The following is a 23,173-nucleotide window of genomic DNA, read 5'->3' as shown; positions in this document are numbered from 1 at the left end:
GCCGGACGTTCCTCGATGGCGCTGCGCTGATCCTCGCTGACGCTTTTGCCGCGATGCAGCAATGCGCTGATGACGCCTTCAAGCACGCGGTATTCATAGAGCTCACCGCTGAGACTGTCGACGATGTACAGCCAACCGTCGCGCAGGCGGCGGATGCCCATGGGGCGCGTGGTCAGGGTGTAAGGCAGCGTGATTTCGGTGCTGGGGTCGAAGGGTTTTTCCACCAGGCCGTACGCGAGGGGCAGCAGTTGCACGTGGGTGTTGCGCAAGGGGCAGGCGGCGGGACCGATGATCGGGGCTTTGGACGCGGCGGCTGCCGCAAGGTCGGCGGGATGGTTCATGGTCGGACTCTTTCAGACGCCCATTGGCGGGCCATTGAAACGGCCAGCGTCAAGCGCTCACCGATCGGTTGCAGGGAGGGCTCGTGGAGCAAGTGCTGGATCTGCGGATGCTGATCCGGATCTGCACCATTGAGAGACGCGACAAGGTTGGCGAAGTGAAGCCATTCCGATTGGCTGCTCAGGCCGAGCGCGCTGGCTTTTGCCTCGATTTGTTCCAGAAGCATCCAACGTTCAGCGATGGTTTCCCCGGTATGAAACCGGGGAAAATATTCAAGCAAATACGCATCGACTTGTAGCAACACCCGCCGCCGATCCACCCGATCCAGCGCGGCATCCTGCTCGGCACTCAACCGATACGGCGCCACCAGCGCCCCACCCTGCCCTTGCCGAGGTCGCTGACAGTGCCAGACTTGCCGCGCGCCATCCGCCGTGACCACACACCCCAGCGGCCCGAACAGACTCGCATCGCCACTGGCAAACAGCGCCTGCGCCACGGCGGCATCCGCCAGCCGCAACAACACCGGCGAGCCGACCGGCAACTCGACAATCAGCAACTGGCGCAAGTGCGCGACGATTTCATGTGCCGGCGCGGCGCTGAACAACAGCACGCCCCATTCCTGTTGGGCATGCTGGCGATAAAACCGCGCCACCGGATCGTCGGCGTCAGCGAGCGCCACCAGCAGCGGCGAGATGTCACGCAGGGCCGAAAACGGTGGCTGGTCGTACAGCGCAAAAGCGTTGGCGGCGGCGTCGAGACGTCGCAGTTGCGCCGGTAAATCGGCGATCGTCGCACCGTCGAGCAGCACAAACGCCTGCTGCTCAGCCCACGGCAAACCTTCAGGCCAATCCGTCAAAAGGCTCATGCCTGGGCCGCCTCGCAGATCAGGCAACGCGAGGTCCGCGTGGTCAGCAGCGCATGCCGTTGCTGCACGGCATCGAACGTCGCCTTGAGCAACGGCGCGGCGCCCGGCAGCAAGGGTTCCGCTGGCAGACACACCGTTGGCGCCCCGCCCTGCACCACCGGCACACTGCTGAAAATGCCGGCCGCGCCGACCGTCAGCCAATGCCCACCAGCAGCCAGAGTGATCTGCAGGCCGCTGTTGAAAACCACCTGCTCGCCCGCGCCGAAATGCAGCTGCTGCGCCGCACTGACGCGCTGGCTGGCGACCCGCACATGCTGCTCGCCCTGCACCCACAGATGATCGTCCTGCTTGAGTTCAGTCAGGCGATTGCCGTGGGTCAGGTGATGTTCCTCGTCACGCAACTCAAGGCTGGAGACGCCGCCGATCACTTGGCTGTGCAGGTTGTCGATCTGCACACGCAAGTCGTTGAGCACGTGCTGGACCAGGTCGCGCTGCGCCCTGATGGAGATTTCTTCCGCGCCTTGCCGGTCCTCGATGCGCAGTTCGTTGTAACCACCGCCGCCGGGGCTGCTCTGGCTGCGCCAGATACTGCGCGTCTGTTGCGCCGGCAGGTCCAGTGGCACCGGGGTTTCGGCGTTGGGCAGGCAGGCGAGCACATGCGGTTTGTCCGGATCGCCATCGGTGAACCCCACCAGCACTTCCATACCGACGCGAGGAATCTGCACGCTGCCGTAGCGGTCATGTGCCCAGGCAGTGGCCACGCGCAGCCAGCAACTTGACTGTTCATCGCGCTGGCCGTCGCGATCCCAGAGCATTTGCACTTTCACGCGGCCGTAGGCATCGCTGTAGATTTCTTCGCCGGGCGGGCCGGTCACCACCGCCAACTGACTGCCGCTGACGCGCGGTTTGACATGCTTGAGCTGCGGGCGAAACACCACGTCCCACGGAGTTGCGACGAAATGGTTGCGATAGCCCTGACTGAAACCCTCTGCGTCAGCCTGCTCGGTGAACGCTTCTTCGAGCACTTGCGGCTGCTTGCCGATGTGCTCGACCTCGGTCAGCAACCATAAATCGTTGCAATCGGCGCGCGAGTAATCCGCCATGGTCATGAAACTGCCGCCGCGCATCAGCGCCTGATTGCTGCGCCCGTTAGCCAGACGATAGTCGGCACCATGGCGCTCCAGCGCACGCTGGCTGAGGTGCTTGCCGCGCTCGCGATGGGTGAACTGCCCGGGAAACTCGTAATCTTCCAGCAGCGGAACCCGCGCTGCACTGGCCTTGGCGTCCAACTGCACCGCAGGCTTTTCGAAGTGATAGTCGCGGCGCTCGACGCGGTTGGAGCGTGGCTCCAGGCGCACAGTGAACTGGTCGATAACCGGCGCATCGGCAACCAGGCCGTTGCCCTGCACATAGCGCGTCGTCACGTCGTGTTTAAGGAACGCCGTTTGATCGTCGCCGAACACCAACAGGTGCGCCTCACGGCGGTGGCGGAAGTGAAAGTGCAGGCCCTCCTCTTCGCACAGCCGCTGGATGAAGTGCAGATCGGTTTCCTGGTATTGCACGCAATACACCCGCGCCGGGTACTCAGCGCTGAGCTGAAAATGCCAGGCATCGGCCTGCATGCCGTGATCGTCCAAGACATTGGCGATGATCTGCGGCACGCTCAGGTTCTGGAAAATCCGCTGATTGCGCCGATGCGCGAGGTAAGCAAGATGCGGCGCAAGGGTGATCTGGTAACGGCTCAGCCGAACACCGCAATCACCCTGGCCGACCCGATAGACCAGCCCGTGCATGCCGCTACCGTCGGCACCGAAACAGAGAAAGGCCGGCCGATGCAGCAAGCCTTCCAGATCCAGATCGGGGCGCTCGCTGACCAGCTCGAGATCCAGTTCGTAGGTCTGGTTGAGCACTTCCCGGGTGCGAAAGCCGAACACTTGAAGATCGTGGGAAACGCCTTCTATCTCGAGAGTGAAAACAACGGGCCTGCCAGCGATGCGCATCCACCTGTCCCTGTGCCTGAGTGAAAGACGGGACTGTGCAACGGTGCGCTGCAATGGGTGAAGTCAGACCTTTCCCTGTTTTGCCGGCCTGCGAGCGAAAAGGACCCGGCCCACAGAGAAACGGCCGGGATCCTACGGAAATGATCCCGCATCCTATGTATTTCCCTGTGGGAGCGAGCCTGCTCGCGAAAGCGGTGTGTCAGTCGCCGACTGTTTAACTGATCCACCGTCATCGCGAGCAGGCTCGCTCCCACAGGGATTTGCGTGAGTCAGGGCAGCAAGATGATCTTGTCGCCACCACCCTGATTGACCTCTGCATAGCGCGCCAGCCCTTCAGCCAGCGGCACTTGCACCAGGCCCTGCGGCAGCGGCAAGCGGTCTTCATCGAAGAACCGCCCGAACTGCTCGAGCATCGCCGCGCAGGCCGCAACGCCGTACAACAACGAGTTGATGCCGACCACCGAGCCGCCCTTGCGATACAGCGCCAGCGCCGGCAATTGCACGTGGCCGTCGACCGGCGCGGCGATGATGGCGATGCGGCCGAAGGTCGCCAGTGCGGCGACCGAGGCCGGCAGCCAGAAACCGGTGGTGTCGAAAATCACATCGGCGCCGCCGCGATACACCGCGTTGACCTGCGCATCGAGGTCTTCTGGCTTATCCAATTGAATCGTCTGATAGCCCTGCTTCTGCAGATCGGCGACCTGCTCGGGCCGGCGCGCCGCCGCCAGCAATTGCGCGCCGCGCACTTTTGCCAGGGCCAAAGCTGCGGTTGCCACCGCCCCGCCGCCGATCACCAGCAAGCGCGTATCGGCGCTGACCAGGCTGCGTTCCAGTGCATCCCAAGCCGTGGTGTACGGCACGCCAAGGCTGGCCGCTTGGGCGAAACTCAGATGCGCCGGTTTGTGCGCCACGCCGCTGGCCGGCAGTTTGACGAATTGCGCATGGGCGCCGTCAGCGAAGAAGCCCAGCTCGCGCCCGGTACCCCAGACTTCCTGACCGATCAACGTTTGCGGTCCCTCGACCACCACGCCGGCAAAATCCCGCCCCGGAACCCGTGGCAGCGTGGTGTAGGGAAAACGCCCGAGGACGTTTTTCACATCGCTGGGATTGAGCCCGGCAGCCTTGATCTGCACCAGCACTTCATCGGCGCCGGGCACCGGGGTCGGGACGTCGACGAAACGCAGGGAAGACAGGTCGCCGGTCTGATCGAATTGCAACGCTTTCATGGGCACATCCACCGAAAGGAAAAAGGGAAATTCAGGACAACCAGCCAGCGACCAGTTGCCGGCCCAGCGGCCACAACTGCTCACCGGCCAACATGCCGAGCAGACCGACCAGCGCGATGGCCGGTGGTGCGGGAGAACGGAAATCGAGCGCGCCGTAGAGCAGGCCGACGCCCAGGCCGATGGCCAGAGAAATGAGGTAGTTCATGGGGGAACTCCGCCGCGATAAGTGATGGGCAGAGTCTAGGGAAACGGGTGGAGCGGTATCGGCCAAGGACTTCTGAATTTCGGACAAACCTACTGCAGCCGCCATAGAACCGTGTGGGAGCGAGCCTGCTCGCGAATGCGGTCCTCCAGTCAGCACTTCATTGCCTGGTGCAAAGCTTTCGCGAGCAGGCTCGCTCCCACAGGGATCTGTTCAGGCTGCGGAGAATTGCGAAGGCGCTACGCCAAGCTCCCGGCGAAACATGTCGCTGAAGCTGCTCGGTGAATAACCCAGATCGCGAGCAATGGCGCTCACCGCCACGCCCTGAATCAAGGACGCCACCGCTGTGGCCAACTGCACCTGCCGTCGCCACTCGGCGAAGCCCATGCCGAGGCTGTCCTTGAACAACCGCGCCAGGGTGCGCACGCTGGCCCCGGCGTTTTCCGCATGCTGCTCGAACGGGATTTCCAGCGACGGCGCGGCCATCACGGCCTGACACAGATTCATCAGACGCCGGTCGGACTCGTCCGGCAGCGGAATCTTCAGTTGCGAACGCCTTGCCCGGCGCAGCTCCAGCAACGCCAGCCCGACCAGTGCCTCGTAATACTCAGCCTCGCCGGCATCGCCCTGCGCCACCAGCCCGACGATCAACTCGCGCAGTAAACCGCCGACCTCGATCACTTGCACCGTCGCATCCAGGGTCGCCGCCAGCGCCGGGCGCAGGTAGATATTGCGCATCTGCAAGTCCGACACCACCCGGATCCCGTGCGGCACTCCCGGCGGCAACCACACCGCCCGCTGTGGCGGTACCACCAGCGCTTCGTGCGGGGTTTCCACCCACATCACCCCGCTCATCGCATACAGCAACTGCCCCCAGACATGCTCGTGCGGCTCGATGAACAAGCCACGCGGGTAGGTCCGCGCCAGCGGTTGCACGGGCACATCGGTGTCGGTCAGATCAGGGGGCGCGGCGAGGGCCATGGCGAGCGTTCACAGGGGGTTGGCGAAGCCGCCATGGTAACCAGCCTGCCCCGCCCTCGCCAACGATAGCTACCGTCGGACAATCCGAATGAATTTTCCCGGCACAGCGCGATCCGTTTAATACCACAGGGAGGAATTCGGGCTTTATGAACAACGCAAAACTTTACGTCATCGACTACACACTGCATGGCACCCCCAAGTCGTTCATTATCCGCTCGGACAAAATGGACAACGCCGAAGCCTGGCATTGGGCAAGCTGCGACGCGGGCGTAGGTCGCATCCCGCGCTTCGGCCGCGAGAAAGTGCAAAAGACCAGCAAACCGATGGCAGAAAAATTCGGCCTGGAAAACGTCACCTGGCGCCAGACCAACTGACCCCACCGCCTTCACCGCAGGCTTGGCAATCGAAAGGGGGAATCGACGATGACCGACACCTATCACCCGGCCCGACTGGATTACGGCCTGACCACCTTCTTCGGTCAGATCAGCAAAACGGTGGATTGTCAGGTCGCACTGGAAACGGTCGCGGATGATCCTTACCGCTTCACCTTGTGCGTCCAGGCTCCGGTGCCGGAAGACCTCGACCAGGCGAAGATCGTGGTGGTCAAGGTCGAGGGGCGAACGCTGCAAGGCACGGTGAGGCACTTTGAGCGAAGGGAAGACGACAGTCTGAAAATGGAAGTGGAGCCTGATTAGGCTCCACTTTTTTTTGCCCCGCTTATTTCGGATGAGCGCAACCGCAACCCTTCATCGCACACTCTTCACCGTGTTTGTGGTGATGAGCGCAAGCCTCGCAGCAATAGTGTTTACCGTGTACCGCGTAGGAATGTTCGCCTTCTTTGATCGTGCAATTGCAGCCCGGGCAGTCGCATTTTTTATCGGACATGGGACAGACTCCTTGCGTGGTGGTTGTCTGAGGCTTGAGTGTAAGCCGTAAGGGACAGTGTAGAAGGTGGTGTTGCAGGCTGGCCAACTGTTGAGAGATTGGGCGACACAGAGATGGCTTTCGCGAGCAGGCTCGCTCCCACAGGTGTTCGCCGCACAAAGCAATGAGTGTTAGCTCGAATAGCTTTTGATCTTGATCTCAGAGCCCGTCGGCAGGCTGAGCGGAGGGCAACATCCGCAGCACCGGATATGTACTCAAAAATCACTGCGCCTGCCGCGAACTCCGATACATAAACACCAAAGCCACCGCCAGACACACCATCGCCAACATCCGACTCGGAGACAAGCCGATCGCCGGATTCCCCAACCAGCCAAAGTTATCGATCAACATCCCCATCCCCAGTTGCCCGACAATCACTGCCACCGTCGCCACCGCCGTCCCGACCACCGGCACCGCGCCAACCATCACCATCATGTACACCACGCCGAACAGCGCCCCGGTCAACTGCCACTTCGGCACCTCAAGCAGACTCACCGCCTGCGCCGGCTCGAAAAACAGGATCAACAAACCGGTCACCACTGCGCCCACCGCAAAGGTCTGCAGACTGCTACGCAGCACGCCAACCGTCTCACCCAAACGCCCATTGATCGCGGCCTGCACACTCAACACCGCACCGGCCAATACCACCACCGCCAACAAAATCACCAGACCCATCACTCACCCCCGCGCAATCAGAACCAAAGCCACCACAATCAAGCCCAACGCCAGCCAGCGCTCGCCGTTGACCTTCTTGCGCGTCGCGCCGAACCAGCCGAAATGGTCAATCAGCACACTCTTGCCGACCTGCCCGGACAAAATCGCGATCATCGTCATGGCAATGCCGATATGCGGCGTCGCCAGCGTCAACACCACCACGTAGATCGGCCCGAGAAAACCACCGATCAACTGCCAGCGCGGCAGCTCGGTCAGCGCCGGACCTTTCTGTGGGCCGGCGAACAGCAAGAGCAAAAACAGAATCGCCGAGCCCACGCCGAAAATGCTCAACGTCGCCCACAAATGCCCGACCTGCTCACCCAGCGGCCCGAGCAAACCGGCCTCCACCGACAAGCCCATGCCAGCGAGAATCACCAGCGGCAGCAACAGCAGACGCAACACCGAGCTTTTCACCGGTGCCGCAACCACCCCTTCATCCAACGTGCGCATACACAATCTTCCAGGCTTATAAACAATGGCGCGGATTATCGGCTGGCGCCGCTGTGCGATAAATGGGAGCATCCGGACAACACTTTTGCGCAACACGCACAGCGAGACACAGCATGCACGGGCTCAACGAACTCGGATTCAAAGCGCTACGGCTGTTTGTGGCGGTCCTCGACCACGGCAGTTTTTCCGAAGTCGCCCGCCGCGAAGGCGTCGCGCCCTCCTCCATTTCGCGGCAGATCCAGTTGATGGAGCAGGCGCTCAACCAGCAATTGCTCTACCGCCACACCCGCGCCGTCACCCCGACCGAAGCCGGGCGCACGCTCGGCCATCATGCGCGGCTGCTGCTGGTGCAACTGGAAGAGGCCGAACAGGCGTTGCAAGAGCAACAAAGCGAACCCACCGGCCTGGTGCGCATCAACGCGCCAGTGGTGTTCGGCCAGCGCCATCTGACGCCTTGGCTGGGCGAGCTCTGCGCGCGGTATCCGAAGCTGCAACTGGATATCCAGCAAACCGACCATTACGTCGACCCGCTACAGGAAGGCGCCGATCTGCTGTTTCGCATCGGCGCGCTGCACGATTCAAGCATGCAGGCACGCATTGTGGCGCCGCACCGTTTTCAGGTCGCGGCCAGCCCGGCCTACCTCAAACGCCACGGCACGCCGCAGCACCCGGACGAACTCGCTCAGCATCAGTGCCTGGCCTACAAAGGCGCGGCCGGTCAGCAGCGCTGGTTTTTCCGCCGTGATGGCGAGGACTGGACGCCGTACACCGTCAAAGGCCCGATCACCGGCAACCACGCCGACACCCTGACCCAGGCCGCCCAGCAAGGCTTAGGGCTGGTGATGTTTCCGTCGTGGCTTATTGGCGAAGCGGTGCGCGAGGGCACACTGGTGCCGGTGCTGGGGGAATATCAGGTGTCGAACAGTCTGGAACCGCAGCAGATCGCCGTGCTGTGGCCGGGGAGCCGACGGCTGTCGGTGAAGGTGAGGACGGTGATTGATTTTTTTGTCGAGTGCTTTGGCGAAGTGCCCTATTGGGACAGACCTTAAGCCCCACACAAATCCAATTGTGGGAGCGAGCCTGCTCGCGAATACGGTCCGTCTGATATCAGAGCAGCGTCTGATACACAGCTTTCGCGAGCAGGCTCGCTCCCACAGGGTTCATGCAGGGCTCCAGAATTGCGTCAGATACGGAACTGCCCGACCAGCTTGCCCAACCGCTGCCCGAGCTCCGCCAGACTGCGCGACGTTTGCGCGCCCAGTTGGGTTTCATCGGCGACGCTGTCCACCGCCACGGCAATCTGATGCACGCTGCGGTTGATCTCTTCGGCCACCGCCGTCTGCTCTTCCGCTGCGCTGGCGATCTGCGCGTTCATCGAGTTGATCGTCGCGATCAACTGCGCCATGGCATCAAGCGATGCTCCGGCCTGATTGGCTTGCTGCGAAGTGCCGTCGCCGGCCTCGCTGGAACGGCGCATCGCTTCGACCGCCTGCTGCGTGCCGGCCTGCAAGCGGTCGATCATGCCCTGGATTTCCTGGGTGCTGATCTGCGTGCGGCTGGCCAGTGCGCGTACTTCGTCCGCAACCACCGCAAACCCGCGCCCGGCCTCACCGGCGCGCGCCGCTTCGATCGCGGCGTTGAGCGCCAGCAGGTTGGTCTGCTCGGCAATCGAACGAATCACGCCAAGCACGCCGACAATCGAACTGACGTCCTGCTGCAAGCTGTCCAGCGACACGCCGCTGTTGCGGATATCGTCGACCAATGCATGAATCTGTTTGATGCTGCCCGCCACTACGCGCTTGGCGCTCTGGCCTTCTTCGTCGGTCTGCTGAGCGGCGACGGCGGCGTTCTGTGCGCTCTTGGCGACTTCCTGGGCGGCGGCGGACATTTCGTTGATCGCCGTGGCGACCTGATCGGTTTCGTGGCGCTGACGCTCCATGGCCTGATCGGAACGCTGCGCCTGTTCCGAGACCTGGGTGACCAGACCGGTCAGTTGCGTGGTCATCTCGGTAATCTGCCGCACCAGGCCGTGGATCTTGTCGACGAAACGATTGAACGAGCCGGCCAGTTCGCCGAGTTCGTCCTGACTGGTGATGTTCAGGCGCCGGGTCAGGTCGCCCTCGCCCGCCGCGATGTCGTCGAGGTTGGCTTTCATCAGGGTCAGCGGACGCAGAATGGTGTTGGCCAGCAGCATCCCCGCCGCCGCGATCACCAACAGCACCAGCACCGCAACGCCGACAATGCTCAGCACCACGCCTTGCACGCGCTCCTGCACTTGCGCCTCGACCTGCGCCACTTGTGCTTCGATGCCGTCGAGGTTGACCGAAGTACCGACCGCCATGTCCCACTTCGGCAGGTATTCGGTGTAGCCGAGTTTCGGCACCAGCACCTTGGCGTTGCCCGGCAGCGGCGAACTGTATTGCAGATAGTGAGTGCCGTCCTTGGCCACTTTGACCAGGCCGAGGTTGACGTAGACGCCGTTCGGATCGCGGTTGTCCTTGAAGCTTTTGCCCACGCCATCGGGGTCATTGGCCTTGAACAGGCGCACGGTCTCGGAATCGTAGCCGAAGAAGTAGCCATCCTTGCCGTAGCGGATGCCCGAGAGCAATTTGATCGCCTGCGCCCGCGCCGCATCGTCGCCCGGTGCGGCGGCGTCATACAGCGGTTTGATCGTGGTCATGGCCACGGCGACGTAACTTTGCAGGGTGGCCTTGGCGTCGCTGAGCAGCCGCTCGCGGGTCTGTTCGACCTCCTTGCGCGCCTGTTCCTGGAGGATGAACAGCGTGGTCACGCTGATGACCAGTGCGAAGAGCAGCACCGGCAGAACGGCAAGGGACAGGACTTTAGCCTTGAGACTCAGGCGCATCGGGGGACTCACTCTTTTGATTTTGTTGGCGTGGTTAAAGGCTTTAACGGCACGCCGAGGCAAAAGTTGAGTCTTGAAACATCGCCGCCCCCTGTGGGAGCGAGCCTGCTCGCGAAAGCGTTGGGTCAGTAACCCGTGTGTCGACTGACACGACGCTTTCGCGAGCAGGCTCGCTCCCACATTGGGCAATTGTGGATGTTTAGAGGACCATTGCCGCCACCCAGCCAAACACCAGCAGCGGCAGGTTGTAGTGCAGGAAGGTCGGTACGACGGTGTCCCAGATGTGGTGATGCTGGCCGTCGATGTTCAGGCCGGAGGTCGGGCCGAGGGTCGAGTCCGAGGCCGGCGAACCGGCATCGCCCAGCGCACCGGCAGTGCCAACGATGCAGACAATGGCGATCGGGCTGAAGCCCAGTTGCACGCACAACGGCACGAAGATCGCCGCCAGAATCGGCACGGTGGAGAACGACGAGCCGATGCCCATGGTTACCAGCAAGCCCACCAGCAGCATCAACAACGCACCCACGCCTTTGCTGTGATTGATCCAGGCCGCCGACGATTCGACCAGCGTCTGCACTTGCCCGGTGGCCTTCATCACTTCGGCAAAGCCTGAGGCGGCGATCATGATGAAACCGATCATCGCCATCATTTTCATGCCTTCGGTGAACAGGTCATCGGTCTCGCGCCATTTGACGATGCCCGACACCGAGAAAATCAGGAACCCGACCAGAGCGCCGATAATCATCGAGTCCAAGAGCAACTGCACCACGAATGCCGAAGCGATGGCCACACCGGCGATCATCAGGCTCAGCGGGTTGTATTGCACCGCCGTCTGCTCGACCTGTTCGATTTTGGCCAAGTCATAAACGCGCTTCTTGCGATAGCTGATGAACGCGATCGCCAGGCCGAAAACCATGCCTAGTGCCGGGATCCCCATGGCGTGGGTGACATTGATGCCGCTGATGTCGACGCCGCTGCGGGCGACGTTGGCCAGCAGGATTTCATTGAGGAAGATGTTGCCGAAGCCCACCGGCAGAAACATGTACGGGGTGATCAGGCCAAAGGTCATGACGCAGGCGATCAAACGGCGATCGAGTTGCAGCTTGGTCAGTACATATAGAAGTGGCGGCACCAGCAGCGGAATGAATGCGATGTGGATCGGCAGGATGTTCTGCGAGGCAATCGCCACCACCCACAGCAGGCCGATCAGCAGCCATTTGACGTTACCGCCGCCGGTTGCATGCTGCCGATCCACCATGGCCAGGGCCTTGTCGGCCAGCGCATGGGCCAGGCCGGACTTGGCGATCGCCACGGCAAAAGCGCCGAGCAAGGCGTAGGACAACGCCACCGTTGCGCCGCCGCCCAGACCGCTGTTGAACGCCTTGAGTGTTGCGTCGATGCCCAGACCACCGGTCAGGCCACCGACCAGCGCCCCGACGATCAGCGCGATCACCACATGCACGCGCGACAGGCTGAGGATCAGCATGACGCCGACGGCTGCTATGACTGCATTCATTTCACTACCTCAAAAAACACTGCGGGTGAAAACACACCGCCAGACAGGATGAGTCCGCCCGGGGTTGGCCGGCGGATTTGTACAGAGGGTCTTATTAGAAGGGAGCGCACTTTGAAGGAAGCAGCTGCAAGCTTCAAGCTTCAAGCGGCAAGAAACAGGCGAAAAGTGATAGCCATAGCGCCTATGGCTGCAGCTTGCAGCTCAAGAAACCTGCTTTTCTGCCGCTACAGTGCAAAGTCTCAGATATTTATCGGATAAGGATGTTTTCCATGTCGCTCAGACAACTTTCCATCCAATGGAAAATCACCCTGCTCGCCGGCCTCTGCCTGGCCGGTATCGTGACGCTGTTGGTCGGTCTTTCGCTGTATCGCATGGAACACAGCTCGGCGCTGGTCAAGGCCTCGAGCATGGAGATGCTCACCGAGTCGGCGCAGGCGCGGATCGAATCGCAAGGCGAGGTGCAGGCTGCCGGCATTCGCCAGCAGTTCATGGACGCCTATCAGTACGGCCACGGTTTCTCGCGGCAGGTGCTGTTTTTGCGTGAGCAGGCCGAGAAGCGTTTTCTCGATGCCTTCGACCTGCGCGAGGACATGACTCGTCAGGTCAAATCCGCGCTGCAAGCCAACCCGGATCTGCTCGGCCTGTCGCTGGTGTTCGAAGCCAACGCGCTGGACGGCAAGGACGAACTGTTCGCCGATCAGGCTGAGCTGGGCAGCAACGACAAGGGCCGTTTTGCCCTGTACTGGTCGCAGCCGACCCCAGGCAAAGTCACCTCGATGGCGCTGCCGGAAAGCGACATGAGCGACACCAGCACCGGCCCCAGCGGTCAGGCCGCCAATGCCTGGTTCACCTGCCCGCGCACCACGCTTAAACCGTGCGTGATCGAGCCGTACTTCTACGTCATCGACGGCCACAAAGTGCTGATGACCAGCATCGTCTTCCCACTACAGGTCAACGGCAAAGTTATCGCTTCGCTGTCGGTCGACATCAACCTCAACAGCCTGCAAGCGATCAGCCAGAACGCCAGCCGCAAACTGTATGACGGTCAGACCGCCGTGAGTATCGTCAGCCCCGCCGGCCTGCTCGCCGGCTACAGCCCGGATGCCGGCAAACTCAGCCAGCGCCTGGATGCGGTGGATCAGGCCAGCGGCAGCGAGTTGCTGCGCCTGCTCGCCTCGAGCACTGGCGTGAGCAGCCTGCATAGCAACGGCCAGTTGAAAGTGCTGTCGCCGTTCCAGCCGATTCCCGACGGACCGGCGTGGGGCGTGTTGCTCGATGTGCCGGAGAAAGTCCTGGTCAGCCGCGCCGAAGCGCTCAAGCAGCAATTGGATGCGAGCAACACCTCAGGCACGCTGATCGAACTGAGCCTTGGCCTGCTCGCCGCGCTGATCGGTTTGCTGCTGGTGTGGCTGATGGCGCGCAGCGTGACCAAACCGATTCTCGGCGTGGCGCACATGCTTGAAGACATCGCCAGCGGCGAAGGCGACCTGACCCGGCGTCTGGCCTACGACAAGCAGGACGAACTGGGCCAGTTGGCCGGTTGGTTCAACAAGTTCCTCGACAAGCTGCAACCGATCATCGCCGAGGTGAAGCGCTCGGTGCAGGATGCGCGCAACACCGCTGACCAGTCCTCGGCCATCGCCACCGAGACCAGCGCCGGCATGGAGCAGCAATATCGTCAGGTCGACCAGGTCGCCACCGCGTCCCACGAAATGAGCGCCACAGCGCAGGACGTGGCACGCAGTGCCGCCCAGGCCGCCGAAGCCGCCAAGGACGCCGACCGCGCCACCCGTCAGGGCCTGACGGTGATCGACCGCACCACCGCAAGCATCGACACCCTCGCCGCCGACATGAGCGCAGCGATGGTCCAGGTCGAGGGCCTGGCCGCCAACAGCGAGAAGATCGGCACGGTACTGGAAACCATCCGCGCCATTGCCGAGCAGACCAACCTCCTGGCGCTCAACGCCGCCATTGAAGCCGCCCGCGCCGGTGAGGCCGGACGCGGTTTTGCCGTGGTCGCCGACGAAGTGCGCAACCTTGCGCGCCGCACGCAGGAGTCGGTGGAGGAAACCCGCCAGGTCATCGAGCAATTGCAGAACGGTACGCAGGAAGTGGTCGGTTCGATGGGCAACAGCCATCGTCAGGCTCAGGGCAGTGTCGAGCAAGTTGGCCAAGCGGTGACGGCGCTACGGCAGATCGGCGATGCGGTGACGGTGATCAGCGACATGAACCTGCAAATCGCCAGCGCCGCCGAAGAGCAAAGCGCGGTGGCCGAGGAGATCAATAATAACGTGGCGACGATTCGCGATGTGACCGAGTCGCTGTCCGGGCAGGCGAATGAATCGGCGCGGGTCAGCCAGTCGCTCAACAGCCTGGCGAACCAGCAGCAGCGCTTGATGGATCAGTTCCGGGTCTGACTTTGACGACATGTAGGAGCTGTCGAGTGAAACGAGGCTGCGATCTTCTGATGTTGCTATACCAGATCAAAAGATCGCAGCCTCGTTTCACTCGACAGCTCCTACAAGATTTGCGCAAGGCGCCGGGTCAGCGCTTAGGCAGTTCAATCACCACTTTCAACCCGCCCCACTCGCTCTCGCCCAACACCAGCAAGCCACCCCACGTATCGACAATATCCCGCACAATCCCCAATCCCAGCCCATGCCCGTGGGTCTGCTCATCGAGCCGCGTGCCACGGCTGAACACCTGAGCCCGCTGCGCTTCGGGAATCCCCGGGCCGTCATCTTCAACGCTCAGGGCGAAGCCGTCAGACCGTTCGATCACACTCAAACGCACTTCGGCATCGGCCCATTTGCAGGCGTTGTCGAGCAGGTTACCGAGCAGTTCGAGCAGGTCCTCACGGTCCCACGGCAGTTGCAAACCCGGCGGTGCGACGTAGCTCAACGCCAGATGCTCGCCATGAATCATGTTCAGCGTCGCCAGCAACCCCGGCCACTCGGCATCGCAATCGAACAACGCGCCGGGCAGCGCATCCCCCGATAACCGCGCGCGATTGAGTTCGCGATTGAGGCGCTGCTGCACCTGCTCCAGTTGTTCCTGGAGAATCCTGCGCAGCTCGGGATGCGCATCGAGCCTGTCGCTGGAGGCCAGACTCAGCAGCACCGCCAGCGGAGTTTTCAGCGCGTGACCGAGGTTGCCCAAGGCATTGCGCGAGCGCTTGAGGCTGTCTTCGGTGTGGGCGAGCAAATGGTTGATCTGCGCCACCAGCGGCTCCAGCTCCACCGGCACCTGATCGTCGAGTTGCGAGCGCTGGCCCTGCTGCAACTGGGCAATCTGCTCGCGCGCGCGTTCCAGCGGTTTCAAGGCGCGGCGCACGGTCAGGCGTTGCAGGAACAGAATCAACAGCAACGCCGCCAGCCCCAGGCCGAGGCCGATCTGGCGCATGCGCTGGAAGCTGTCGCTGACCGGCGTGTAATCCTGGGCGACGCTGATCGAGATCGACTGGCCCAGGCGCCGATAGTCCGAGCGCAATATCAGCAAGCGCTGCCCACCCGGGCCCAGTTGCAGGTTGCTGTGCAGCCCCGGGTGGGGCAGCAGCGGCAGCTCCTGATCCCACAGCGAGCGCGAACGCCAGTGGCTGTCGGAGAAGTCGATGCGAAAGTAGTGCCCGGAAAATGGCCGCTGATAGGCCGGCGACAGATGCCGCTCATCCAGCTGCAAACCTTGCGGGCCGCGCACCAGCGCCACCAGCAGGCTTTCGCTGTCGTTGCGCAGGCCGGCTTCGAGGTAGCGCTGCAAACCGACTTCGAACAACCACAGGCTGGTTTGCGCCAGTACCAGACCGACGACCACCATCACACTGATCAAACCCAGGCTCAAACGGCGCTGGATTGACCTCATGAAGCTTGCCCGCCGAACAGGTAACCCTGGCCGCGACGGGTTTCGATCACGCTTTTGCCGAGCTTGCGCCGCAGGTGATTGACGTGGACTTCGAGGACGTTGGAGTCACGCTCGGTTTCACCGTCGTAGAGGTGTTCGGCGAGGTGGCTTTTCGAGAGGATCTGTTCGGGGTGCAGCATGAAATAGCGCAGCAGACGGAATTCAGCGGCGGTCAGTTGAATGTCGGCGCCATCGCGAACCACGCACTGGCGGCCTTCGTCCAGATGCAGGCCGGCAGCCTGCAGGGTCGGCTGGTTGGCCTGGCCCTTGGAGCGGCGCAACAGTGACTGAATGCGCAGGTACAGCTCCTCAGGATGAAACGGTTTGGTCAGGTAATCGTCAGCGCCGGCCTTCAGCCCTTCGATGCGCTCGGCCCAGGAGTCGCGCGCGGTGAGGATCAGCACCGGAATCGCCAGACCGGCCGCGCGCCACTGCGCCAGCACGTCCAGCCCCGGCACGCCGGGCAGGCCGAGGTCGAGGATGATCAGGTCATAGGGTTCGCTGCTGCCCTGATACACCGCATCGCGGCCATCGGCCAGCCAATCCACCGCGTAGCCTTGGCGTTGCAGGCCGGCGAGCAATTCGTCGGCCAGCGGTACGTGGTCTTCCACCAGAAGCAAACGCATCGATCAATCTTCCTTGTCTTTGACTAACTCGCCGGTATCGGCCTTCAGGTGCAGCTCGCGCGCTACGCCTTCGACCGTCAGCAATTCGACTTCGTAAATGTACACGTCGTGTTTTTCTTCCAGCTCGACTTCCAGCAGCTTGGCGCCGGGGTAGCGATCCATGGCCTGCTGCAGCACTTGCTCCAGCGGCAGGATCACGCCATCGCGACGCAGGGCCAGCGCCTCGTCCTGATCGAGATCGCGGGCCATGGCCGTACTGCACAACAACACCAGCGCCAGCGCCGTCAGGCGGGTGGCGCGACTATTCAGCTTCATTACGTATCCTGATGATCCCTGAGCACTTCACCATCGACCGCGTTCAACTCCAGATCCCACTTCAGCCCTTTCGGGTCGCGCAGTTCGATCTGGTAAATGAACTTGCCGTACTCCTCCTCCAGTTCGGTTTCAGTGATTTCCGAACCGGGGTGTTTTTCCAGCGCGATGGCGTTGAGCTTCTCGAAGGAGACGATAGTACCAGCGTCGCGCAAACGAAGCGCCTCGTCGGGTCCGAGATCGCGCGCCAGCGCAGAGTTGGCGCCAAGTCCGAGGATCGAGGCAGTGGTCAGGGCAGTCAGGGTTTTCATGATGTCTCCGAATTCTTATATGTTGCTTACGGTGGGCACCTTAGCGGGGTCAACTTAACTGAAACTGAATGGCCATCATTGTGCCGCATTGCTGGCAAGGTCCCCTGTGGGAGCGAGCCTGCTCGCGAAGGCGCAGTGTCAGCTGCGACGATGTTGCTGACCCGCCGCTTTCGCGAGCAGGCTCGCTCCCACACTGGTTTGCGTCTGCCCCCCCTTGTGGGGCAGGCTCACTCCTACAAGGGTTCGCAACATCGGCTTATAATCGCCAGCTTGCTAACGATCGAGACCGGTATGACCGCCATCCACATCAAGTTTCCCGCCCTCACCCTCAAGGCCGGCCCACGGGCCATGGCGCGCATTCGTGCGCAGGGATTGCATGCCACGGACGTCGGCACCCTGCCCGGTGCGGCCGGTGGGCCGAAGGCGTTGGGGATTCAGGGGCTCGATCTGGCGTTGTTCGGCGAGTGGCTGCCGAGTGCGCCGCGCGAGCGTTCGCTGATCGGCGCCTCGGTGGGTTCCTGGCGCTTCGCCAGCGCCTGCCTGCCAGACGCCGCCGAGGGCATTCGCCGCCTCGGCCAGCTATACGCCGAGCAGAATTTCAACAAAGGCGTGACCATGGCCGAGATCAGCCAAAGCTCGCAGCGCATGCTCAATGATCTGCTCGACGGCCGCGATGCGAGCATCCTTGAAAACGCCGATTACCGCTTGAACATCATGGTGGTGAAGAGCCAGGGCCGCCTCGCCGAAGACCATCGCGGGCGCCTCGGTCTGGCGCTGGGTTCGGTGATCGCCGACAACCTGCGCGGCCGTGCGCGGCTGTCGCGGCACTTCGAAAGGCTGATCATCCACGATCCGCGTCTGGCGCCACCGCTTGATGCCTTGACCGATTTCCCTTCGCGCTTCGTTGCCCTCAACACCGGCAACCTGCGCCAGGCCCTGCTCGCTTCCGGGTCGATCCCGATGGTGATGGAAGGCGTGCGCGACCTGCCCGGCGCCGGCGCGGGTACGTTCCGCGACGGCGGTTTGCTCGACTACCACCTCGACCTGCCCTACAGCGGCGACGGCATCGTGCTCTATCCGCACTTCACCGATCGGGTGATTCCCGGCTGGTTCGACAAGACGTTGCCATGGCGCCGCGCTTCGGTGCAGCGCCTGCAAGATGTGCTGCTGGTCGCGCCGTCAAAGGAATATCTGGCCCGCCTGCCCTACGGCAAACTGCCCGATCGTAATGACTTCAAACGCTTCATGGGCGATGCGCCGAGCCGGCAGAAATACTGGCACGCGGCGATGGACGAGAGTCGGCGACTGGGCGACGAATTTCTCGAACTGACGGCCAACGGTCGCCTCGCCGACCGGTTGCTGACCCTTTAGTCAGCACGGCCAAAGACAAGCTGATAAACTCGCCGCCTGCCCGAATCGCTGCGGCGAACGCCATCTGAACAGAGCCGAAAATACCGTGGAAATCTTCAAAGAGTTTACTTTCGAATCCGCCCACCGCCTGCCGCACGTCCCGGACGGCCACAAGTGCGGACGCCTGCACGGTCACTCGTTCAAGGTCGCGCTGCACCTGAGCGGCGACCTCGATCCGCACACTGGCTGGATTCGCGATTTCTCAGAGATCAAAGCGATTTTCAAGCCGCTGTATGAGCGTCTCGACCACAACTACCTGAACGACATTCCCGGCCTGGAAAACCCGACCAGCGAAGTGCTGGCCAAATTCATCTGGAACGAGATGAAGCCTTTGCTGCCGGAACTCAGCGCGATCCGCATTCATGAGACGTGCACCAGCGGCTGCATCTATCGCGGCGAATAAGCACCACACATCTCCCCGCCACTGTGGGAGCGAGCCTGCTCGCGAAAGCGTCGTTCCAGTCAATTTATTCGGTGACTGACACTCCGTATTCGCGAGCAGGCTCGCTCCCACAAGAGTCCGGCGCCAGGTTTGAATCATCTGCCATGCACATACAGGCTCGCTCCCACATCGGGCTCCTGGTGCATTCAGTGCACTGCTTTCGCGCTGAAAATCACAGTCGCGTCTACACATTCGGTCACTTGCGCCGCTTGGCACGACCGCTGCAACCCTTCTGCGTCTTCCCCCTTCCAGCAAGGACTGCCCCATGACGCAGAACGCCTCCGGCAACGATTACCCGCTCAGTGAAGTGCCGATGCACGCGCGCAAAGGCCTGGCCTCGACGGCGATGGTGTTACTCGGCTTCACGTTTTTCACCGCGACGATGTTTGCCGGCGGCAAGCTCGGGGTCGCGTTCGGTTTTGCCGAGATGATGGCGGTGATCATCGTCGGCAACCTGCTGCTGGGTCTATACGCTGCGGGCCTGGGTTACATCGCCTTCAAGAGCGGCCTCAATTCGGTGCTGATGGGCCGTTTCTGTTTTGGCGAAGTCGGCAGCAAGCTCAGCGACCTGATCCTCGGTTTCACCCAGATCGGCTGGTATGCCTGGGGCACGGCGACGGCGGCGGTGGTGATCGGCAAGTATTTCAATCTCGATGAAAGCACCGTGCTGGTCCTGATGGTGCTGTTCGGTCTGGGCTTTTGCGCCACCGCATACATTGGCTATCGCGGACTGGAAATTCTCTCGTACATCGCGGTGCCGGCCATGATGTTGCTGCTGATGCTGTCGATGTGGGTGGCGACCGTGAAAGTCGGCGGCTTCGAAGGCTTGCTCAGCGTGGTGCCGAGCGGTTCGCTGGACTGGTCGACAGCGATCACCCTGGTGTTCGGCACCTTCGTCAGCGGCGCAACGCAAGCCACCAACTGGACGCGATTTTCGCGCTCGGCAAAAGTCGCGGTGCTGGCCAGCCTGATCGGTTTTTTCATCGGCAACGGCCTGATGGTACTGATCGGCGCGTACGGCGTAATCGTCTATCAACAACCGGATGTGGTTGAAGTGCTGCTGTTGCAGGGCTTCGCCATGGCCGCGATGGCCATGCTGTTGCTGAACATCTGGAGCACTCAGGACAACACCATCTACAACTTCGCCGTCGCCGGCTGCAACCTGCTGCGCACCGGTCGGCGCAGAGCCGTGACCCTCGGTGGCGCGGTGATCGGCACCCTGCTCGCCCTGCTGGGCATGTACGACATGCTGGTGCCATATCTCATCCTGCTCGGCACGGTGATTCCGCCGATTGGCGGGGTGATCATGGCTGACTTTTTCTACCGCTGGCGCGGGCACTATCCGCGTCTGGCCGACGCACGGTTGCCAGCGTTCAACTGGCCGGGCCTCGGGGCCTACGGGGTGGGTACCGTCGCTGCGTTCAGCTCGCCCTGGGTCGCGCCGCTGGTAGGCATTGCCGCTGCCGCGCTAACGTATGTCATCGTCACCGGTATGCTCGGCGCCCGTCGCGTCAGCGCACCACTACAAGACCTATAAAAAGGATTCGCCTGATGCACATCATCAACGCCCGCCTGCGCAACCAGGAAGGCCTGCACGAATTGCACCTTGAAGATGGCCTGATTCACAGCATCGCCCGCCAGACCGAAGCGCCGACCCTCGGCGCGGAGGACCTCGATGCCGGCGGCAATCTGGTGGTGCCGCCCTTCGTCGAGCCGCACATCCACCTCGACGCCACCCTCACTGCCGGTGAGCCGCGCTGGAACATGAGCGGCACGCTGTTCGAGGGCATCGAATGCTGGGGCGAGCGCAAGGTCACCATCACCGAAGAAGACACCAAGACCCGCGCCAAGAAGACCATTCAGGCCCTGGCCGCCCACGGCATTCAGCACGTGCGCACCCACGTCGACGTCACCGACCCGCAACTCACCGCGCTCAAGGCCATGCTCGAAGTGCGTGAGGAAAGCCGTCACCTGATCGACCTGCAGATCGTCGCGTTCCCCCAGGAAGGCATCGAGTCGTTCCGCAACGGGCGCGAGTTGATGGAAGAAGCGATCCGCATGGGCGCCGACGTCGTCGGCGGCATTCCGCATTTCGAGTACACCCGTGATCAGGGCGTCAGCTCAGTGAAGTTCCTGATGGACCTGGCCGAGCGCACCGGTTGCCTGGTCGACGTACATTGCGACGAGACCGATGACCCGCACTCACGCTTCCTTGAAGTACTCGCCGAAGAAGCGCGCAGCCGCGACATGGGCGCCCGCGTCACGGCCAGCCACACCACAGCGATGGGTTCTTACGACAACGCCTACTGCGCCAAACTGTTCCGCCTGCTCGGCCATTCCGGAATCAGTTTCGTCTCCTGCCCGACCGAGAGCATTCACCTGCAAGGGCGCTTCGACAACTTCCCGAAACGCCGGGGCGTGACCCGCGTCAATGAACTGCTCGAAGCTGGCATGAACGTGTGTTTCGGTCAGGACTCGATCGTCGATCCGTGGTATCCGCTGGGCAATGGCAACATCCTGCGCGTGCTCGAAGCGGGTCTGCACATCTGCCACATGCTCGGTTATCGCAACCTGCAAAGTGCGCTGGACCTGGTCACCGACAACAGCGCCAAGGCCATGCACCTGGGCGAGCGTTACGGACTGGAACAGGGCCGCCCGGCGAACCTGCTGATTCTTTCGGCGGACAGCGATTACGAAGTGATCCGCAGCCAGGGCCTGCCGCTGTATTCGATTCGTGACGGCAAAGTGTTGATGAAACGGCAGATGCCGGTGGTGGAGTTCAGCTGAGAATTGCGCTGAACCTCATAGGCCGAAAGCAAAACCTGTGGGAGCGAGCCTGCTCGCTAAAGCGCCATGCCAAGCGCCTCGATGTCGGATGTGCCGACCTCTTCGCGAGCAGGCTCGCTCCCACAATAGATCCAGTTGGTGGCAAGGAATGTGTTCCGCGCAAAACCTGTGGGAGCCTGGCTTGCCAGCGATGGCGTCGGCTGACTCAATCCATCAACCGCGCCGTGCCGAACAACTTCACCCGCAGCAACTCCCCTTCCGAAACCTCAAGCAAAACCGGTGCGGTGCCACCGGGCATGACCACCCGCACTTCTCCCGCCTCGACCCAACCCACCCGCCACGCAGCACAAGCGACCGCGCTGGCGCTGGTGCCGGATGACGCGGTTGGTCCCTCGCCACGCTCGAATACCCGGGCGAGGATTTTCTGCGGCGACGCCAGCGCGGCCCATTGCAGATTGACGCCCGCCGGGCAGGGATTTCCGGCACCGGTGGGCATGGCATAGGCAATGGCTGTAAGCCGTTGGTTCAAGGGCGATTCACGCATCTGCCCGTTACTCGGCAACATGGCCGGATCGCTGAGCAGCGTCACGCAGTGAGGATTGCCGATGCGGACGAATTGGCTGTGGGTCCAAGCGGGATCGAGTTGTGCCAGAGCCTGGACATGGCTGACGTCGCGATTATTGAACTGAATGCTTTCAACCGCTTGAGCGCCCACCGCCTCAGGGCCGAATCCGGGCTGGCCGAGGTCGAGCCAGAAACCGCGCACGCCTTCGATTTCCGCCGGTGTCACCGAGGTTTCCAGCGCCTCGCCCTTGTCATGATGAACACGCAGCACCGCACCCTGCGCCGCCATCAAGCCTTGCTCGATCAATGCCTGGGAAAAAATCGTCAAGCCGTTGCCGCTGCGTTCGGCGAGGCTGCCGTCGGTGTTGACGATCAGCACATCGAACGGCGCCGATGCCTGGAACGGGCCGATCAGCAGGCCATCGCTGCGGTGGGGTTTGCTGTTGGCCGGGCGTTGGCCTTCGGGCCAGTGACAGCACAAAGCGATGGCGGCCTCGCTCCATTGCTGCCTGGATGCGGCGCAGTCTGCGGCCCTCGCTGGCAAAGCGATTCCAGCCTCGCGCAAGGTTTCGGGTGAGACCACAGCGTAGATATTGCCGCGTGCGTCGTAGAACCTTGTCATTGCCTGCCCTTTCCCTGCGTCTGGATGAACGCCACTCTAATGATTAATACACACCCTGTGGGAGCGGGCTTGCTCGCGAAGGCGGTGTGCCAGTCAAAAATTCCTGGCCTGACATACCG

At 62.2% G+C, this 23,173-nt stretch carries 24 protein-coding genes and 2 pseudogenes; 9 read left to right on the top strand and 17 right to left on the bottom strand.

What is annotated here, in order from left to right; genetic code table 11:
• The 6 genes from AC4IHP_RS27260 to AC4IHP_RS27235 all read right to left on the bottom strand — a co-directional run.
• Positions 1 to 341, bottom strand: a 341-nt coding sequence (locus AC4IHP_RS27260; protein ID WP_490833222.1) for a toxin VasX, incomplete at its 3' end; no start/stop codon positions are given.
• The gene (locus tag AC4IHP_RS27255; protein ID WP_490833221.1) at positions 338 to 1,204 is read right to left on the bottom strand and encodes a DUF4123 domain-containing protein; all 867 of its coding nucleotides are present in this window, start codon (positions 1,202 to 1,204) and stop codon (positions 338 to 340) included. The genes AC4IHP_RS27260 and AC4IHP_RS27255, both read right to left, overlap by 4 nt.
• Entirely contained in the window at positions 1,201 to 3,204 is a 2,004-nt protein-coding gene (gene tssI / locus AC4IHP_RS27250) for a type VI secretion system tip protein TssI/VgrG (protein WP_490833220.1), read from the bottom strand. Before tssI ends, AC4IHP_RS27255 begins: the two co-directional genes overlap by 4 nt.
• A 269-nt stretch (positions 3,205 to 3,473) precedes the next feature.
• A complete protein-coding gene (locus AC4IHP_RS27245; protein WP_490833219.1) occupies positions 3,474 to 4,430 on the bottom strand; it encodes a quinone oxidoreductase family protein in 957 nt (318 codons plus the stop codon).
• A gap of 31 nt (positions 4,431 to 4,461) precedes the next feature.
• Positions 4,462 to 4,635 carry a DUF1427 family protein gene (locus AC4IHP_RS27240; RefSeq protein WP_073471384.1) on the bottom strand — a complete coding sequence of 58 codons (174 nt, stop codon included), beginning with the start codon at positions 4,633 to 4,635 and terminating at the stop codon, positions 4,462 to 4,464.
• A 210-nt stretch (positions 4,636 to 4,845) separates the two neighbouring features.
• Positions 4,846 to 5,613: an AraC family transcriptional regulator gene (locus AC4IHP_RS27235; RefSeq protein WP_490833218.1), complete on the bottom strand. Its 768-nt coding sequence runs from the start codon at positions 5,611 to 5,613 to the stop codon at positions 4,846 to 4,848.
• Between the two features lie 146 nt (positions 5,614 to 5,759).
• Here AC4IHP_RS27235 and AC4IHP_RS27230 point away from each other — a divergent pair, with 146 nt between their 5' ends.
• The gene (locus AC4IHP_RS27230; RefSeq protein WP_016775403.1) at positions 5,760 to 5,987 is read left to right on the top strand and encodes a DUF6555 family protein; all 228 of its coding nucleotides are present in this window, start codon (positions 5,760 to 5,762) and stop codon (positions 5,985 to 5,987) included.
• A gap of 48 nt (positions 5,988 to 6,035) precedes the next feature.
• On the top strand, positions 6,036 to 6,308 hold the full coding sequence (locus AC4IHP_RS27225) for a hypothetical protein (protein ID WP_490833217.1): 273 nt from the start codon (positions 6,036 to 6,038) through the stop codon (positions 6,306 to 6,308).
• A gap of 22 nt (positions 6,309 to 6,330) precedes the next feature.
• Here AC4IHP_RS27225 and AC4IHP_RS27220 read toward each other — a convergent pair whose 3' ends face one another.
• The 3 genes from AC4IHP_RS27220 to AC4IHP_RS27210 form a co-directional block, all read right to left on the bottom strand.
• A complete protein-coding gene (locus tag AC4IHP_RS27220) occupies positions 6,331 to 6,498 on the bottom strand; it encodes a metallothionein (RefSeq protein WP_016775405.1) in 168 nt (55 codons plus the stop codon).
• 261 nt (positions 6,499 to 6,759) lie between these two features.
• Positions 6,760 to 7,212, bottom strand: a complete 453-nt coding sequence (locus AC4IHP_RS27215; protein ID WP_490833216.1) for a DMT family transporter — start codon at positions 7,210 to 7,212, stop codon at positions 6,760 to 6,762.
• A 3-nt stretch (positions 7,213 to 7,215) separates the two neighbouring features.
• A complete protein-coding gene (locus AC4IHP_RS27210) occupies positions 7,216 to 7,701 on the bottom strand; it encodes a DMT family transporter (RefSeq protein ID WP_460120271.1) in 486 nt (161 codons plus the stop codon).
• 113 nt (positions 7,702 to 7,814) lie between these two features.
• Here AC4IHP_RS27210 and AC4IHP_RS27205 point away from each other — a divergent pair, with 113 nt between their 5' ends.
• A complete protein-coding gene (locus tag AC4IHP_RS27205) occupies positions 7,815 to 8,750 on the top strand; it encodes a LysR family transcriptional regulator (protein WP_490833215.1) in 936 nt (311 codons plus the stop codon).
• A gap of 134 nt (positions 8,751 to 8,884) precedes the next feature.
• On the opposite strand, the gene AC4IHP_RS27200 is transcribed toward AC4IHP_RS27205, so the two are convergent.
• The 3 genes and pseudogenes from AC4IHP_RS27200 to AC4IHP_RS27190 form a co-directional block, all read right to left on the bottom strand.
• A complete protein-coding gene (locus AC4IHP_RS27200; RefSeq protein ID WP_370593524.1) occupies positions 8,885 to 9,640 on the bottom strand; it encodes a methyl-accepting chemotaxis protein in 756 nt (251 codons plus the stop codon).
• Between the two features lie 102 nt (positions 9,641 to 9,742).
• Positions 9,743 to 10,567 (bottom strand): annotated as a pseudogene (locus tag AC4IHP_RS27195) (cache domain-containing protein); the annotation flags it as partial.
• Positions 10,568 to 10,766: 199 nt separating this feature from the next.
• Complete coding sequence (locus AC4IHP_RS27190; RefSeq protein ID WP_324175683.1) at positions 10,767 to 12,083, bottom strand: Na+/H+ antiporter family protein; 1,317 nt, start codon at positions 12,081 to 12,083, stop codon at positions 10,767 to 10,769.
• Positions 12,084 to 12,343: 260 nt separating this feature from the next.
• On the opposite strand from AC4IHP_RS27190, the pseudogene AC4IHP_RS27185 reads away from it, so the two are divergent.
• Together AC4IHP_RS27185 and AC4IHP_RS27180 are read left to right on the top strand one after the other, a co-directional pair.
• A pseudogene (locus tag AC4IHP_RS27185) lies at positions 12,344 to 13,642 on the top strand (methyl-accepting chemotaxis protein); the annotation flags it as partial.
• Positions 13,643 to 13,744: 102 nt separating this feature from the next.
• On the top strand, positions 13,745 to 14,500 hold the full coding sequence (locus AC4IHP_RS27180; protein WP_371699990.1) for a methyl-accepting chemotaxis protein: 756 nt from the start codon (positions 13,745 to 13,747) through the stop codon (positions 14,498 to 14,500).
• A gap of 127 nt (positions 14,501 to 14,627) precedes the next feature.
• On the opposite strand, the gene AC4IHP_RS27175 is transcribed toward AC4IHP_RS27180, so the two are convergent.
• The 4 genes from AC4IHP_RS27175 to AC4IHP_RS27160 are packed head-to-tail and all read right to left on the bottom strand — an operon-like array spanning position 14,628 to position 17,229.
• Entirely contained in the window at positions 14,628 to 15,941 is a 1,314-nt protein-coding gene (locus AC4IHP_RS27175) for a sensor histidine kinase (protein WP_490833214.1), read from the bottom strand.
• Complete coding sequence (locus tag AC4IHP_RS27170) at positions 15,938 to 16,606, bottom strand: response regulator transcription factor (protein ID WP_016775412.1); 669 nt, start codon at positions 16,604 to 16,606, stop codon at positions 15,938 to 15,940. The genes AC4IHP_RS27175 and AC4IHP_RS27170 overlap by 4 nt, the downstream gene beginning before the upstream one ends.
• 3 nt (positions 16,607 to 16,609) lie before the next feature.
• Positions 16,610 to 16,921: a PepSY domain-containing protein gene (locus AC4IHP_RS27165; protein ID WP_016775413.1), complete on the bottom strand. Its 312-nt coding sequence runs from the start codon at positions 16,919 to 16,921 to the stop codon at positions 16,610 to 16,612.
• The gene (locus tag AC4IHP_RS27160; protein ID WP_460120278.1) at positions 16,921 to 17,229 is read right to left on the bottom strand and encodes a PepSY domain-containing protein; all 309 of its coding nucleotides are present in this window, start codon (positions 17,227 to 17,229) and stop codon (positions 16,921 to 16,923) included. The genes AC4IHP_RS27165 and AC4IHP_RS27160 overlap by 1 nt, the downstream gene beginning before the upstream one ends.
• Before the next feature lie 291 nt (positions 17,230 to 17,520).
• Here AC4IHP_RS27160 and AC4IHP_RS27155 point away from each other — a divergent pair, with 291 nt between their 5' ends.
• The 4 genes from AC4IHP_RS27155 (at position 17,521) to codA (ending at position 21,868) form a co-directional block, all read left to right on the top strand.
• On the top strand, positions 17,521 to 18,600 hold the full coding sequence (locus AC4IHP_RS27155) for a patatin-like phospholipase family protein (protein ID WP_490833213.1): 1,080 nt from the start codon (positions 17,521 to 17,523) through the stop codon (positions 18,598 to 18,600).
• An 85-nt stretch (positions 18,601 to 18,685) separates the two neighbouring features.
• A complete protein-coding gene (gene queD / locus AC4IHP_RS27150) occupies positions 18,686 to 19,042 on the top strand; it encodes a 6-carboxytetrahydropterin synthase QueD (protein ID WP_007915588.1) in 357 nt (118 codons plus the stop codon).
• A 304-nt stretch (positions 19,043 to 19,346) separates the two neighbouring features.
• Positions 19,347 to 20,618, top strand: a complete 1,272-nt coding sequence (gene codB, locus AC4IHP_RS27145) for a cytosine permease (protein WP_490833212.1) — start codon at positions 19,347 to 19,349, stop codon at positions 20,616 to 20,618.
• Positions 20,619 to 20,632: 14 nt separating this feature from the next.
• Positions 20,633 to 21,868: a cytosine deaminase gene (gene codA, locus AC4IHP_RS27140; RefSeq protein ID WP_460120284.1), complete on the top strand. Its 1,236-nt coding sequence runs from the start codon at positions 20,633 to 20,635 to the stop codon at positions 21,866 to 21,868.
• Positions 21,869 to 22,073: 205 nt separating this feature from the next.
• On the opposite strand, the gene AC4IHP_RS27135 is transcribed toward codA, so the two are convergent.
• Positions 22,074 to 23,054, bottom strand: coding sequence for a diaminopimelate epimerase (locus AC4IHP_RS27135; protein WP_490833211.1), 981 nt, complete (start codon positions 23,052 to 23,054; stop codon positions 22,074 to 22,076).
• Positions 23,055 to 23,173: the final 119 nt, after the last annotated feature.

This window comes from Pseudomonas sp. UF-293, assembly GCF_058245595.1.
This window is presented reverse-complemented; position numbering and strand designations above follow the sequence as displayed.